The sequence below is a fragment of the uncultured Shewanella sp. genome, from assembly GCF_947497935.1.
Lineage (GTDB): Bacteria > Pseudomonadota > Gammaproteobacteria > Enterobacterales > Shewanellaceae > Shewanella.
This window is the reverse complement of the sequence record NZ_CANMIO010000003.1, coordinates 119,148-134,123: the sequence shown is the minus strand read 5'-3', so window position 1 is coordinate 134,123 and position 14,976 is coordinate 119,148. Positions and strand designations below refer to the sequence as shown.

Annotated in this window: 11 protein-coding genes; 5 read left to right on the top strand and 6 right to left on the bottom strand. The window is 44.2% G+C overall.

What is annotated here, in order from left to right; genetic code table 11:
• The first annotated feature begins 139 nt into the window (after positions 1-139).
• Complete coding sequence (locus tag Q1A86_RS04530) at positions 140-1,465, top strand: M20 family metallopeptidase (RefSeq protein ID WP_299803389.1); 1,326 nt, start codon at positions 140-142, stop codon at positions 1,463-1,465.
• Positions 1,466-1,555: 90 nt separating this feature from the next.
• On the opposite strand, the gene Q1A86_RS04525 is transcribed toward Q1A86_RS04530, so the two are convergent.
• The 4 genes from Q1A86_RS04525 to Q1A86_RS04510 form a co-directional block, all read right to left on the bottom strand.
• On the bottom strand, positions 1,556-2,737 hold the full coding sequence (locus Q1A86_RS04525) for a lipopolysaccharide assembly protein LapB (protein WP_299803386.1): 1,182 nt from the start codon (positions 2,735-2,737) through the stop codon (positions 1,556-1,558).
• A gap of 217 nt (positions 2,738-2,954) precedes the next feature.
• A complete protein-coding gene (locus Q1A86_RS04520) occupies positions 2,955-4,355 on the bottom strand; it encodes a DEAD/DEAH box helicase (protein ID WP_299803384.1) in 1,401 nt (466 codons plus the stop codon).
• A gap of 416 nt (positions 4,356-4,771) precedes the next feature.
• Complete coding sequence (locus Q1A86_RS04515; protein WP_299803381.1) at positions 4,772-5,137, bottom strand: cupin domain-containing protein; 366 nt, start codon at positions 5,135-5,137, stop codon at positions 4,772-4,774.
• A 388-nt stretch (positions 5,138-5,525) separates the two neighbouring features.
• Positions 5,526-5,777, bottom strand: coding sequence for a hypothetical protein (locus Q1A86_RS04510; RefSeq protein WP_299803378.1), 252 nt, complete (start codon positions 5,775-5,777; stop codon positions 5,526-5,528).
• A 267-nt stretch (positions 5,778-6,044) separates the two neighbouring features.
• On the opposite strand from Q1A86_RS04510, the gene Q1A86_RS04505 reads away from it, so the two are divergent.
• Positions 6,045-8,345, top strand: a complete 2,301-nt coding sequence (locus Q1A86_RS04505) for a penicillin acylase family protein (RefSeq protein ID WP_299803375.1) — start codon at positions 6,045-6,047, stop codon at positions 8,343-8,345.
• 165 nt (positions 8,346-8,510) lie between these two features.
• Here the strand turns inward: Q1A86_RS04505 and Q1A86_RS04500 are convergent, their stop codons facing one another.
• Entirely contained in the window at positions 8,511-10,244 is a 1,734-nt protein-coding gene (locus Q1A86_RS04500) for a diguanylate cyclase (RefSeq protein WP_299803372.1), read from the bottom strand.
• Positions 10,245-10,330: 86 nt separating this feature from the next.
• Between Q1A86_RS04500 and Q1A86_RS04495 the strand changes: the two genes are divergently transcribed.
• From Q1A86_RS04495 to Q1A86_RS04485, 3 genes are all read left to right on the top strand, one after another.
• Positions 10,331-10,483, top strand: coding sequence for a hypothetical protein (locus Q1A86_RS04495; RefSeq protein WP_299803369.1), 153 nt, complete (start codon positions 10,331-10,333; stop codon positions 10,481-10,483).
• Positions 10,484-10,776: 293 nt separating this feature from the next.
• On the top strand, positions 10,777-11,580 hold the full coding sequence (locus Q1A86_RS04490) for a hypothetical protein (RefSeq protein ID WP_299803367.1): 804 nt from the start codon (positions 10,777-10,779) through the stop codon (positions 11,578-11,580).
• 2 nt (positions 11,581-11,582) lie between these two features.
• Positions 11,583-12,689, top strand: a complete 1,107-nt coding sequence (locus tag Q1A86_RS04485) for a KTSC domain-containing protein (protein ID WP_299803364.1) — start codon at positions 11,583-11,585, stop codon at positions 12,687-12,689.
• 534 nt (positions 12,690-13,223) lie between these two features.
• Here Q1A86_RS04485 and pfaD read toward each other — a convergent pair.
• Positions 13,224-14,852 (bottom strand): eicosapentaenoate synthase subunit PfaD, encoded by a 1,629-nt coding sequence (gene pfaD, locus Q1A86_RS04480; protein WP_299803363.1) that lies wholly within the window; start codon positions 14,850-14,852, stop codon positions 13,224-13,226.
• Positions 14,853-14,976: the final 124 nt, after the last annotated feature.

Below are 14,976 nucleotides of genomic sequence, written 5' to 3'. Positions count from 1 at the left end.
TTCTCCTAGAGAGGCTGAGTTTGTCGATGAGTCACTTAGTCTCAGCTAGTTTACATATTTAGGCATTGTGCTAGCTTAGATGACTCGGGTTTTTGAGCATAAAATTAATCGTTAAATTAAATGATAAGAGAGATAAATCATGGGCTTATTTAAACTGGTCTCGCTTACGCTACTCACAACTTGTAGTTTGGCAGTCCCTTGTTATGCAACAGAACTGGCTGCTTCTACCGCTGAGGCTATGCCTAAACTTGAAGCCTTATATCGCCATCTGCATCAAAACCCAGAACTGTCTTATCAAGAAAAATCCAGTAGCGCCCGTATAGCCAAAGAGTTAGCAAGTTTGGGTTTTGAGGTTACTGAAAATTTCGGTGGTTATGGGGTCGTGGGCGTCCTTAAAAATGGTGATGGGCCAACTTTAATGATCCGCGCCGATACCGATGCTTTGCCAATAACTGAAGAAACGGGCAAGCCTTATGCATCAAAAGCCACTGCAATTGATGCCAACAATAATGAAGTGGGCGTAATGCACGGTTGTGGTCACGATATCCATATGACGAGCTTGGTCGGTACGGCTCAGCAACTCGTGACCAATAAAGCCAATTGGCAAGGTACCTTGATGATGGTAGCTCAGCCTGCAGAAGAGGTGGGCGGCGGCGCAAAAGCCATGTTAAAGCAGGGACTGTTTACTGAGTTTGATACCCCAGATTATATTCTTGGCTTACATGTGAGTGCATCTATGCCCGCGGGTAAAGTCGCCATCGTCCCCGGTTATGCATTAGCAAACGTCGACTCTGTCGATATCACGGTTAAAGGTGAGGGCGGTCACGGCGCATATCCACACTTAACTAAAGATCCTGTGGTATTAGCTTCTAGAATCGTATTAGCGTTACAAACGATCGCCAGTCGCGAGCTATCGCCACTCGAACCCAGCGTGATAACTGTTGGCTCGATTCATGGCGGTTCAAAGCACAATATCATCTCTAATGAAGTGAAGTTACAGCTAACTCTGCGCTCCTATAACCCTGAAGTTAGGCTGCAACAAATCGCCGCGCTTAAGCGTTTAACTAAGGGGATAGCGATAAGCGCTGGTCTTGATGAGCCTATGTATCCTGAGGTGTTCGTGCATGAAGAGGAGCGCATCCCATCGACATATAATGATCCTGTACTCGCCAGCAAGATGCAGTCGAGTATCGCCTCGGAACTGGGTAGCGAAAATGTGATTGATACCTTGCCAGTCATGGCGGGAGAAGACTTTGGGCTTTACGGTTTAACTGAGGATAAACGCCCCATCATGCTTTTCTGGCTAGGGGCTGTGGAGCCGGGCGAGTATCAATCTAGCCTCAAAACGGGCGAAGCTTTGCCGTCATTGCACTCTAGTAAATTTGCGCCAGATTATCCTACGACGATTAGTACTGGGGTAAGAGCCATGAGCAAGGCTGCGATGGATCTATTGCAACAGCCTTAAGCTTTGATGAGTTCTGAGCTTAGATCTTAATTTTGAGGTTACTTATCTCTCCATAGAGACCTCCACAGAGATCTAATTGAGCCAAAATGTTTAGCGGATCCGCTGCAACTTGTTTTCAATTTTGGTCAACAGCGTAAAGGTTTCTTCATGAAGGTGGGTTAACTTCCTCTGGGTAACAATCGCAACGGATTGCTTGACTGCCTTGTATGCTGCGCTGTAGTTATGCTCAATGATTTCAAGACGGGCGAGGTTATTCAAGGCGGCCACTTGGCCCGAAGGGTAGCCGGATTTGTTCTGGTATTCGAAGGCGTATTGATACTGCGCTCTAGCCTTGTTATAGCGATTGAGCCGCTGATAGATATGACCTGACCAGTTAGAGATATAACCCAGATAAAGCCAGTCTTGTGTGTTGGCGGCTAAGGCCCTTGCCTGAGATAGCTCGCTTATCGCCAGTTCGAGCTGTTCGTTATCTAGCTTGACCTGAGCTAAAGTGAGTCTGAGCCTTGCGAGTTGGCGTTTGTTATTCTGCTCCGCTTGCTTTATCGCAGGTATGAGTAATTGCTCCGCCGAATTAAGCTCCTCTGCATCAATATGTAATTGCGCTAATAATCTTATGGCTGTCAGATTTGTAGGGTCACTGTCTAACAGCTGCTTCAGGCTTGATTCGGCTTGTGCTAATTCACGATACTGAATTTGTCTTAGGGCTGCTATAAGCTGTGGTTCACTAAACCATTCACGGCTGGCAGTTTGGGTGTAATGGCTATCAACAAATTGCTCTATGGTATCGACCAGCGCCTGCTGCAAAGCATCAATCGATTCGGCTTTAATCACTCCCTGTTTAATTTTTTCAGTATTAAGCAGACGATAACTAAGCTGTAACTGAGGCGTTGTAGATATTGATGACTCAACTACTAAAGCCGCGCCCGACACATTAAATAAGCGGTTAAGGTCAATGGCTTGGCCATCATCGATAAAGCTCGATGCTTGGGACAGCATTGCAATTACATCTTCAGTGAGTAGGACAGGGTAGTTCGCCGATGTGCCAAGTTGGTTAATCACTTTTTCCATGCGGGCATAGGCTTGCCAATTTGTGCTGTTACTCTCGGTTTGTTGCTTGATTGGCAGCACGATAATGGCGCCATTTGCGAGTTTAGCTTGCTGAGAACCGCTCAAACTCCATAGCAAGAGAGCGCCTAAAAATAAGCTAATAGATCCTAGAATAAGCGCATATTTACGCTGTGTATGTGACAGTTTTTCAATGAATGCAAACATACTTATCCTTAAGTTTATTTAGTTTAGTATAAACGAATTAATCTAAGGCTGTGCTACTTAATTACTTGATTGAAAACAATTATCGTATTTTTGGTTATGGGGGGCTAACGCGGGGTATTTGAGGGCTGGCTGATAGAAGGTTTATCGGCCTGACAGCCAAAGCAATTAGCTAAGCGCTAAGAGCTATCAGGTCGAAAGTGAAGCTAAAATGGGGCTATTAAGTTAATTTTGACTTTGAAAATGCCCAAGGATCTTGCGGTAAACTATTGCTCTCAATCTTTTGAGTCTTGATCTCGTCAGTCTTAGCCTTGTAAGACTTATCATTATCTTGAGCTAACTTGCGGTCATTGTCTCTTACTGGCTTAGTGGACGCCGACTTTGGTTTTTTATCGCCATAGGCTCTTTTATCACTTGCTGGCTTGCTATCGGCTCCAGTGTTTTGTTTGCTCTTAGGTTTAAAATTCAAAATCGAGATTGGTACTTCTTTACGTGGCGCAAAGCCTTCAATTTCTCTGCGTTCAATAAGGTGACCTAAACGGGTCTCAATCATGCACAGATTTTTAAAGTCATCTTTTGATACCAAAGCAACGGCTTCACCGCTGGCACCTGCACGGCCGGTACGGCCAATACGGTGAATATAATCGTCTGCTGGATACGGCAAGTCGTAGTTAATCACTAAAGGTAACTCATCGATATCCAAACCGCGGGCGGCGATACCTGTGGCGATCAATAAGCCAATTTTCCCCGACTTAAAGTCAGCCAGAATTTGCTCACGGATCTCTTGGCTACGGCCACCATGAATACACTCAGCCGTAATGCCCCGCTTTTCAAGCTGACTAACTAGTTTGGCTGCGCCTTGTTTGGTCTCAATAAAAATAAGCGCCTGTTGCCAGTTATTCTCATTAATCAAATGGCTTAGTAGCGCCGATTTTTTGTCTTTATCAACGGTCACTAACCACTGCTCAATCTTCGGCTTGTTGTCCGTGTTGTGAGTTACCGAAATCTCGATAGGACGCGTGATGGTCGCTCTTGCCAGCTCTTTTACTTGGCGTGATAGGGTGGCCGAGAAAAGTAGGCTCTGTCTATCGACTGGCAGCTTTTCGATGATCTTATTGATGTCTTCAATGAAGCCCATATCCAGCATTCTATCGGCTTCATCGAGCACTAGAATTTCTAACTCATCGAAATGAATGGCGCGTTGGGTATACATGTCGAGCAAACGGCCTGGCGTTGCGACTAAGATGTCGACACCTTCGATTAAGCGCTCACGCTGAGGCTTAGAGTCGACGCCGCCATACATGGCCATAGAGGTCAGATCTAAATGCTTGCCGTATTGACTGATGTTGTCTTCAACTTGCACCGCTAGTTCACGCGTCGGGGTAAGAATTAAGGCGCGAATACGCTTCTTACGTTGGGTTTGTGCGCGGCTAAGCATCTCTAGAATTGGCAGTACAAAACTGGCGGTCTTACCCGTACCGGTTTGCGCGGCAGCAATTAAGTTACGCTGACTTAAAATAACGGGAATGGTCTTAGCTTGAATCGGAGTAGGGCTAGTGTAGCCTTGCTCAGTAACGGCTTTAACGATAGGTGTGCTTAATCCAAGCTTAGAAAACGGCATGCGAGTCTCGATTAGGTGTCTGATTTATCTATTGCAGTTATCGGTTTGGCGCAGATAGACGCAGATTGGCGCTGATAACTGTGTTGCTGTTTGCCATTATAACAGCATGTTGCCCAGTACGCTGTATTGATGTTGCTTGCTATCGCGGCAAAGAGCCCTGTTTTCGACGGTCTAAGCCGTATCTATACTTGGTTAGAACAACATTATCTTTGGCATGTAGAATTATGATTAAAGCTCGAACTCATTTTTGGACAAAAGTTTGTTGGAGTTAAAATCTAGAAATGAGTATTGGCATTAGAAAAGTATAGCGACCGGATATAGGGTAGCGCCCAACTAAGGGCTGATAATTGTTGGCTACAATGTGGAACTGAGCCTACTGTTAGCAGTCCCGCTTTAGTGCCTTGGTTAGCTGTACTTTACACCCAAACGTCATTTTCGGCAGTTAGTTCACTACCGGAGTCACCCGTATTAACAACACCTTTTGGTTCAACAATCATGACTTTACATTCGGTGTTAGCAACTGGCTTGTGTTCTACACCTTTAGGAATTACAAACATTTCACCTGAATTTAAAGTGACGACACCATCACGGAATTCGATATCAAGGATACCTTCCATTACTATGAATACTTCATCAGTATCAGGATGGTCATGCCAAACAAATTCCCCTTCAACTTTTACTAGCTTAAATTGATAGTCATTCATTTCAGCAACAACACGCGGTGACCAGTGCTCCGTAAATTTTGTGAACTTATCTTTAATATTAATAGCTTCAAGTTTCATTTTGACTCCATACATTTATGTACTGCTAACGCCCTAATAATGGGCAAATAATAGTTGGTTAAAATAAGCGACAAAGGAGCAAAAACCAACTGTTCTAAATGAAAACACCAATTATCCGGTGTAGATACGGCCGAGCTTCCAAGGATGGACTTGCTGCGTGTCACGGCAGTGTCTGCACATAAGGTCGTTCATTCACATCTGACCCATAGGGATATGGGAAATGTCATTATGATGTAGGGAACATCATTGACCATGTGATCACGACATTCGGACATCCAGTCCAGCACCCGCTGCAGGCGATTAATAACTCTAAAGCATCGATTTAATACTCACAGCCATATAACACCGAGCACAAATAGAAATGTAACCAGCCTTCATTCCAAGGCAGCTACTTCATTGTGACCTTACCACCTATCATCTTAAACGCAGGAGCGCCGCGGATTAGCGTATCGTGTGCAAAGATTTGTTCGCAGCTCGGGCATTGGCAGGGCGTTTGTGTGTAGTCTTCGACGATGCGTTCCTTAAAGCACTTAACCAGTGCGCCCTTGCCACCTTTTCGGTACTTAAATAGCTGGGCTTTACATTTAGCGCAGAAGATCTCGACCGTTTGTGTCGGCCCTTTCTTATTCGGTTTTGCCATCTTACTCCTAGAATGTTTAGCCACAGCTTTGTAATCGCTACATATAAAACTGGTTGCACTAAAAACTGCCAGCACTCAGATAGAGCCTGTTGTGTTTTACTTATATCTAATTCACTGAGGAACTGAATACGACCATTAAGGCGCTAGCCTAGCACAACTCGCTGAATGGCTATGACACGAATATAAAATTCAAATGACTGTTTAACATTTTTGCAACCCAGTTTATGATGCATTAGATTAATTTTTAGCGCAGGGATAGCAGAAGCGATGCATAAAATAATAAAAATAGCACTCATTGGAACCACGTCAGTTGCCGTTGCTGTTTCAGCTGGCTTGTACTTAACGTTATTTTTGAGCTTGCCAGCGCTCGATAAGAACTTAGCGAGCGAAAACGTTAAGCAAAAAGTGAGTCTTGAGCGAGATAGACTTGGCACGGCAATTATTCACGCCGCTGACCGGCAAGATGCGGCCTATGGCTTAGGTTACGCTCATGGGCAGGACAGATTCTTTCAAATGGATCTGCTACGGCGCAACTCAGCTGGAGAGCTAGCGGAGATCTTCGGTGAAAAAGCCTTAGACTTAGATAAGCGTCGTCGTTTTCATCAATTACGTAAGCGCGCCGAGCGAATCATCACTAAACTCGATGCAGCACACTTAAAGGTTCTGACCACATACGCTCAAGGGGTAAATGACGCACTTGCTGCGCAGACCCTGTCATCGTTCGAGTACATAGTAACTGGAGCCGAGCCTAAGCCGTGGCAACCTGCAGATAGCTTGCTGGTGATCTATAGCATGTATCTGGATTTACAAGGCAACACCATTAAGCGCGATTTAGCGCTAACCCAAGTGCAGGCGCTATTTGGCGAGCAGATGGTTGACTTTCTTATTCAGCCAAGCCAATACCAAGCCTCCCTCGATGGTAGTGAACTCAGCTTAGTGCCACTGCCTATTCCTCAACTTTCAGCAAACTTGCTCGCACAGGCGCAATCCCAAGAGATCGCAGAACCACTCGATATCGGCAGCAACAACTGGGCGGTTACCGGAGCTTTAACAGCTAATGGTAAGGCTATGTTATCAGACGATATGCATCTGTCTTTTGCTGTGCCGATTATCTGGTATCGCGCCCAACTGAATTATCAAAAGGGTGGGCAAGAGGTGCAAGTTACAGGCGTGTCTTTGCCAGGCGCGCCTGCGATTGTGGTGGGCAGTAATGGCGATGTAGCTTGGGGCTTCACCAATGCGTATATCGATACCGCGGATTGGGTGGCAATCGATGAGCAAACGCCGACCTATTTTGAGCATGAAACCATTGGGTTACCCGATTCAGAGGTAAGCTATACCATAGAGATGTCACCTTATGGCCCAGTCAAAGAGGTGGGCGATAAAAGGTATGCGCTATCTTGGGTTGGCCATAGCGATTATGCGGTGGATATGCAGCTAATTGAGCTTGATAGCATCGGGAATGTTAAACAAGGTATTGCTGTTGCTGAGACGATGGGGATCCCGGTGCAAAATTTATTGCTGGTGGACCGAAATGGCAATGCCGCTTGGAAGCCTGCAGGCGCTTATCCATCGAGAACAAACCCAAGTGATGTTGCTATGGCAACATCGGACTTTCAGAGTGTAAATTGGCAGCATGATAAAGCTGACTTACCATACGTTATCAACCCTGAAAGCAACCGCTTATGGACTGGAAACTCTCGTGTAGTCTCGGTGGAAGAACATAAGCAACTAGGCGACGGAGGTTATGCGCTTGGCGCTCGCAGTATGCAGATCCGAGATAGACTATTCGAGTCGGATCGTTTCACCGCCAAGGACTTCTATCAATTACAGCTGGATAATGAGGCGCGTTTTTTACTGCCTTGGCAGCAGTTGTTGCTTAAACAATTGAGCGATCAGCCAGAGCGATTCGCACAAGATATTGAGTATCTTAACTCATGGCAAGCCTGTGCGTGCAGCGACTCAGTAGGCTATACATTAGTGAGACACTTTAGAAGCATGGTGATTGATACGACCTTTGCACCGATAGAAACTGAACTGGCTAAATATCAACTTAGTCTGTCGCCGATAAAGCGTTATTTGGAACCGGGGATCTGGCAGCTAATTAACGCACAAGATCCAGATTGGTTACCTATAGAAGAGGTGAGTTGGTCTGGTCACTTATTGCAGATGTACCTTAACGCTAAACGAGTCAGCTTAGAAAAATACAGTGAACATAATGATCTAGCTGATTTAGCTTGGGGTCAGGTGAATCAACTTAAGATCCAGCACCCATTTTCTAAGCAAATTCCAGCACTGAGCACATTGCTGGATATGCCAATAGTTGAAGGCTTTGGTGACAGCTTTATGCCTGCGGTACAAGGTGCATCATTTGGCGCGTCACAACGTTTTATCGTGCAGCCTGGTGATGAAGCCAATGCCATTATGACAATACCCGGTGGCCAGTCGGGTCATCCGCTATCGGATTTTTATCGAGCGGGGTTTGATGAGTATGCAACTCAGCAGAGTACCCCGTTACTGCCAGGTAGGTCTGTTCATAGGCTGGAGATCTCACCTGTCTCTTATTAGCAGTAACTGCAGTAGTAAAACGATATTAAAAGTATCAGTTATGCTTCCCATTATGTTTATCTAATTGGGCTTAAATGGCACTCTTATGGAACGCTTATACTACTCTCATGCAGCAAAGACTCTGGGTAACAGAGCCTTTTGCGGATTGGCTTATTAAGTGAAATGTTAGAGGCGGTTGCTTGGGATGTTCGCCTCTAAGATTTCAATCTCATCGATTGAAATTGTGACCTTGGCGTATTGATTGCGTCCGGCATTCTTAGCTTGATAAAGTGCCTTATCCGCCATTAATGCAGCTTGTTGACCTATGATGTTTGCAGCACCTTTAAATTCATAGCCTTCGACCGCCTGCACGCGACACACTCCGAGACTCACTGTGACATGGTCGGCGGCAGTAGAGTTGGGGTGAGGGAAGGCTAAATTATCAAAGGCCTGCTTTATACCGTCGAGCTTTCTAATCAATGGCTCGTCTGGAATATCTCTAACTAGCATAATAAACTCTTCGCCACCAAAGCGTGCACATATGTCGTCGGCACGGAAAAATTGCTGACTCAGGGTTTGGGCGACTTTAATTAACGCCTCATCACCGGCTAAGTGACCAAGAGTATCGTTATACTCTTTGAAGTGATCCACATCGGCAATAATCAGGGTAAAGCCAATTTGCTGCCGAGCAAGCAGTTGGCAATAGGTCTCTAGCCTTTGCTCAAAGCCGCGGCGGTTAGGGATATTGGTTAGTTTATCGATATAAACTTGCTCGTTGAGTAACTTAGTTTGCTCTTGGATCGTGCCCATAAGTGCGTTGAAGTGAGTGGCGACATTCACTAACTCTGTGATTGGGTAGCGGTGTTTGAGGGTTTTTATTTCTCGGCTCTTATCCATCTCTTCAATATCAATAGCAAGCTTTCTGACCGGACGTACTAAGAAATACGAATAGAGGAAGTAGGCTAATAATAACAAGACAGTCATCTCTGCCAGTAGGATATAGATACCGCTACCTAATATGGCAGGCGGCTCTGTATTGGTATGGTACAAGGTAAATTTTATCAATGGTTGACCGTCAATATTACGCACAAGACGCTCTGAGGTTGGCTGCAATTTCGTTAAATGAAAGCCAGCGCCTAAATAGGGGATTTGGGCAACGTCATCTGTGTCGTTGACCTCTTGCATCTCGACACCTGCAGCTGTGTATCTAGATAACTCTGCCATAAATTCATCATCAATCAAGCGGATAAACACGATATAGCCCATTATTGGTCCAGTACGGTTGGACTGTAAAATACTGCTGGAATTGTATAGGGCTGGGCCATATTTAGTGGCAATAAGCCCACTTTTTGTCGGTACATTGCTGGGGTGATAGTAAGGCTGCTCTTGAGGTGGCAGAGCGGTTTTATTCAAAGGAGATAGTAGTTTATTTTCAGGAGATTGAGCAAAGTCCATCAAATCAAATTGAAGTTTTTCATCATCGCTATTATGGCGAAACCCCTTACTAAAAACGATATTATTTTCATTATTGAAGATAAACACGCCATCGACTTTTAAACTTTTGAAGGTGTCATCAGGGTATTCGTGTTGCTCGTAATATCGCTTAGCAGCAACACTTTTTGATTTCATATAGCTGTAGGTTCTATCCCAAACGGCATAGTCGTAATTAATGGTATGTAGTGGCTTACTCATCTGCTCGAAGGCGAAGTTTAATGCGACGATTTCCTGTTCGGAGACTTTTAATAAAGAGCGTTCAACAGCGGGAACCTGTACCCAGATCCGGTAGGCAAACACGGCGCCAGCAAACAAGACAAAAATAGCGAGCGAAACCTTAAGTTGTAACTGATTAAAGGTTTGAGATTTTAATTGAATGATAGCGGGAAACCTTTTAAAACAGAGTATTACTCTAGTAAAGCTCAATAATTGGTGAGTATCCAGAATTTTACAACAGGTCGGCTTACTTTGGGATCAATTCATACTCAGGGTCGAGATATTATGCTGGGCTTGTGTGTAAGAAACGTGATCTGACAGTTGATTTTAAGAAGATCTATGAAAAGAAGTCTGGTTATTCATTCGATGCTGAGTCAGAACGACTGCGTTACTGTTTTGTTTGGTTTTTGAATGAGCTCTCTAAGTCGCTGCACTATGCCAATGGTTAACGACGTTCATAGCTACGGCTGAAGGGCTGTTGTTGTAAAAAAAGCCACTAATGCAAATTAGTGGCTTTTAGATTGGTTTATCTTCTTATAAAAGCCGCTGAAGGTACTTTCTACGAGCCGCTCAAGGCTGACCTTAAGCCATTCTTTGAGTTGGCTGGTAAATTAATATGGCTATCTTACTTGTCAGTAACTATGCTTTTAATGCTACTTATGGACGAGTCATTTTGGGTTTTAGGCCGATATTCCAAAGCCAATAATTATTAACTTCTATCATTAAATAAAAGGAATTTATAATGATTAAGGTAACCGCTTTATTACTCACTTTCCCCTGTATTGTTTTTGCTCTAGATTATGCTGAGTACCCCACGTTTGATAGTGTTCTGTATTATAAAAGAGGTGATACAGTTGCTTATCAAAATCATATCTGGGTATCCAGATTCCCTAGTGTTAACCGCATGCCAACTAAAAACTCATGGTGGTGGAATCAAGTTGCTTTAACCAACATAGAGCAATGGCATTACGGTCAGTTTTATCCTCTAGGTAATGCTGTAAGTTATCAAGGTAAATTCTATTTCGCTAAAAAGCTTGGCTTTGGTAGACCTGACTCGAATACAGGGGGTCATCAATGGCAAGATTTTTCCCATCCAGCAATAGGTTATGCACTGCCTGAACTTGATTATGAGAATGCAAACTTATCTGTTGATGGAGTTGATTCAAACTTTAACGGTATCAGGGATGACTATGAAATTTTTGTAGTGATGGAACATACAGACCCTATGTTACGCCATCTAGGGCTGCAGGCTGCAAAATTGTATCGAAAACTATTTGATATGGCACAGATAGATAATGGTGAAATATCTATTCAAGAGGTGGCAATGCTTACTGACCAGCTTGTTTCTTTACGTGTTTGCAACCGCCAGAATATTAGGAGTAGAGAGGGGTTTAATGGGTATCAGCATAAATATGTAAATACACAGGAGCGTTTTCAAGAGTTCTTAATGGCTCAAAAATTGTTATATGAGGTGCTTGGTGATGATTATGAGCCCCAAGTACCGAGAGAACCCTGCAAGTTTATTGCAAACATTGGAGGTGAGTAAATATGAAGTTTATAATTGCTGCAATTTTATGTTTATGCTCACTTTCGGTGGCTTCAGCACCAAAGTCGTGTGCAGACTACGTTGATTTCCTTCGTCTTTTTTATATTAATGGAATGTTTACACCATATACATCTTATCTTGATAATAAAAGGGAGTTATCCAAGTTTCAGGAAAAATATCTTAATTCAGAAATGCCTTCTGCAGGAGCCGTAAAAGGCTCGTACAACAATGATGAAGCAGCTTTATTTCAGATTCTTCAGGTTACGAAACAAAAACTAGAAGAAAAATCTGAATCTACTACGGAGTTAGCTAGCTACCTTGATGTTATGAATCAATTTTTAACTGGTAATGTTGTCACTGCTGGAACGCAAAACTATGAGGTATTACTTTACACATTAGCAGATGCGTTGGGGCAGTTTTTGCCTGAAATGAACCACGAGCAAGATTACAGGCAAGCCTATTCTGCTCTAAGTCGAGTTATGGAAGGCTGTAGTCGAACCGTTTTAATATCTCATTCACAAGGAAACTTTTATGGAAATGTAGTCGTAGAGACTATTTATTCACAATTTACTTTTCCTGGAGGGTGGAGGTTGAGCCAATACCCAATGTTAGGTCAAGTTGGAGTTGCAAACCCTACAGAAGCGGTAGCAGGGGACTTTGGTGGGAGTAATGAAAATTTAGTTAGACACTTAACTAATGATAACGACCTTATTATGCAGGGGGTTAGAAATATTATTGGTTCTATCGATTCAAATTTTGATACAGAATTTAATAAGCATGATTGGTCTGGACATGGACTAATTGATTCATACCTTCTACCTTCTGGACAAGCTAGCCATTTAGCAAGTCAGATTATTGACATTGTAATGAATATGACCCCAGTTCCTGTTTATAAGCAAACACTAACCTCATCATCAGTATTTTCAAGTTATGGCTCATCAAGGAAAAGTGAAATGCTTGATTTGAACTTTATTAAAGGTGGTTTATACCGATATAGAGAAGTGCCGGTTAGTGTTATTGAAGAGTTTGAAGTTGCAGTATCTCAGGGGCAGTATTTCAATATCAATGTAAGAGGAGTTTATAACTTCGAGAGTATAACCTTGCCTTAGTAAAAGATAGGGCTCCTATATCTTTTGTTAAGGCTTATGATTAAAAACCACCAGAACCTCTTAGTTAAATAAGAGCTGTTCGGTGGCTTTTCTTAGCTTGTTTTTTTATCAAAGCCGCTCAAGGCTGTTCTTAAGCCATTATTTGGCTCGGCTTCCAGCGCAGGAGCTGTGCTGGCAGTTTAACGTCCTGAGCCTTGTTTGGTGAACGCTTGAGTTGATGCGCTTTAGATAAGCCGCGTGATAGAGCAGGTGTTTGGCCTGCTCTTTTTTACAGGCAAAGCTATTGTGTCAAACTAAAAAGCCACTAATGCAAATTAGTGGCTTTTGGGTTGGTTTGTCTTTTTATAAAAGCCGCTCAAGGCTGACTACGCCATTCTTTGAGTAGGCTTCCAGCGCAGTAGCTGTGCCGGCAGTTTAACGCCCTGAGCAGTTAATGAGTTGATGCGGCTTAAGTAAGCGGCGCCATACATTAGATGTTTAGCAACATCGACCGCATTGCGGTCTTGCTTGTTAATTAATTATCTAAGTAGCTGACTACGCCATTCTTTGAGTAGGCTTCCAGCGCAGTAGCTGTGCCGGCAGTTTAACGCCCTGAGCAGTCAAAGCGTTAATACGATTCAAGTAAGCGGCGCCATACATTAGGTGTTTAGCGACATCGACTGCGTTGCGGTCTTGGTAGTTATCCAAGTAACTGCCCTTGGCCCACTGGTTAAAGGCACCAAGTGCAGGACCCGCCCAGATCTGATAATCCATCTCACGGCCTACTTCGCCAGAATTTGACCAGCGGCTTGAAAGGCCTAAATACCAACGGAAAATCAGTGCCATTTTACGTTTGGGGTTACCTGTCGCACGCTCAATCTGCTTAGGATCTCGTTCATTAAAGTGAGCAACAGTCCCGGCCCAGATCTCATCAAGGCTTGAGCGGAATACCTGCTTCTCAAGTTTTTCGCGTTCATCAGCTGGAATAGCTTCAATTGAGTCATAGCGAGTATAGATCTCGTAAAGCTTGTTGGCGCGCATTGGGAAAAGCGTACCGCGCTTTACCACCTGCAATTTAACGCCCATCTCGAACATATCTGCAGCAGGTGCCATAGTCACATCGGCCATCTCTGTGGTGGCTAGTAGCTTACGAGTATGCTCACTGGCACCCGCTTCAACACAGGCTTGGTTGACCGAACCAGTAACAATATAGGCAGCGCCCATATTAAAGGTCGCAAGCGCTGCATCTGGAGTGCCGACACCGCCGCCACAACCAACGCGGATTGGCGTTGGGTAGTTGAATTTTGCTTGGATCTCATCTTTCAGTGCCAAAATAGTCGGCAGTAATGTGACCAAAGGACGGTTATCGGTGTGACCACCCGAGTCGGCTTCTGCGGTAATGTCATCGGCCATAGGCACCATCAAAGCTAGTTCCATCTGCTCAGGCGTGATTGAACCGTCATCGACTAGCTTTTGTAGCATCTTGGCGGGTGCTGGCATCATGAATTTTTCAGCCACTTCGGTGCGGCTGACTTTAGCGATAACCTTGTTAGCGATAACCACGTTACCCTTGTTATCTCGGCTTAAACCCGCTGCGCGGTAATAAACGATTTGTGGGGTCAGGCCTAAGAACGCCGATGCTTCAACGGTGCGAACCTTATGCTTTAAAAATAGCTCAACGCTACCACGTTCTAACGCTGGCTCACTTGGGCTATGGATAAGGTTAAACATATACGGGCCATTTGGCAGCGCCGCTTGGATACGATTAATCGCGGCTTCTACGCGGCTAGGAATTAGACCGGCTGCGCCGAACGAACACAGAATACCAGCTTTGCCCAGTGCGATAACTAGCTCTTCAGAAGAGATGCCATTCGCCATTGCGCCCGCATAATAGGCGTATTTGACGCCATGCACTCGGCGGAAGTTACTGTCGCCTAGGCTTTCGGTGCCAAGGGCGGGTGCAAAAGCGCTCACAGGTAGATTAGCGTTATTTGCTGCATGTTCAGAGACGATTTGTGCAGACTGGGCGATACCAACACCATTCTCGCTGTGATTTACCACGTAGCAGCCACGGCTAAAATCTTTAAGTTGTTGCTCCATCACTTGCACGTCAAAGTTAATATTTGACTCTGTCACAGCCCATGGCCAAGGTGACAGCATTTCGCTAGTTGCTGTAGGATTCATTATTTGTAGACCCTTAATTATTTATTCTTTTAGTTCAATGTGAAGCCGTTTATCAGGTTCTTTCACATTAATTAATCTTGAATTCTTGTGCTCATAAGGCGGTTAATGACTAAAGTGTTGCTCT

What these genes read in the sequence shown, in the direction of transcription:
- Q1A86_RS04490 (WP_299803367.1), top strand. Translation starts at nt 10,777, where the DNA reads ATGATTAAGGTAACCGCTTTATTACTCACTTTCCCCTGTATTGTTTTT.
- Q1A86_RS04520 (WP_299803384.1), bottom strand. Translation starts at nt 4,355, where the DNA reads ATGCCGTTTTCTAAGCTTGGATTAAGCACACCTATCGTTAAAGCCGTT.
- Q1A86_RS04505 (WP_299803375.1), top strand. Translation starts at nt 6,045, where the DNA reads ATGCATAAAATAATAAAAATAGCACTCATTGGAACCACGTCAGTTGCC.
- Q1A86_RS04525 (WP_299803386.1), bottom strand. Translation starts at nt 2,737, where the DNA reads ATGTTTGCATTCATTGAAAAACTGTCACATACACAGCGTAAATATGCG.
- Q1A86_RS04510 (WP_299803378.1), bottom strand. Translation starts at nt 5,777, where the DNA reads ATGGCAAAACCGAATAAGAAAGGGCCGACACAAACGGTCGAGATCTTC.
- Q1A86_RS04485 (WP_299803364.1), top strand. Translation starts at nt 11,583, where the DNA reads ATGAAGTTTATAATTGCTGCAATTTTATGTTTATGCTCACTTTCGGTG.
- Q1A86_RS04530 (WP_299803389.1), top strand. Translation starts at nt 140, where the DNA reads ATGGGCTTATTTAAACTGGTCTCGCTTACGCTACTCACAACTTGTAGT.
- Q1A86_RS04515 (WP_299803381.1), bottom strand. Translation starts at nt 5,137, where the DNA reads ATGAAACTTGAAGCTATTAATATTAAAGATAAGTTCACAAAATTTACG.
- pfaD (WP_299803363.1), bottom strand. Translation starts at nt 14,852, where the DNA reads ATGAATCCTACAGCAACTAGCGAAATGCTGTCACCTTGGCCATGGGCT.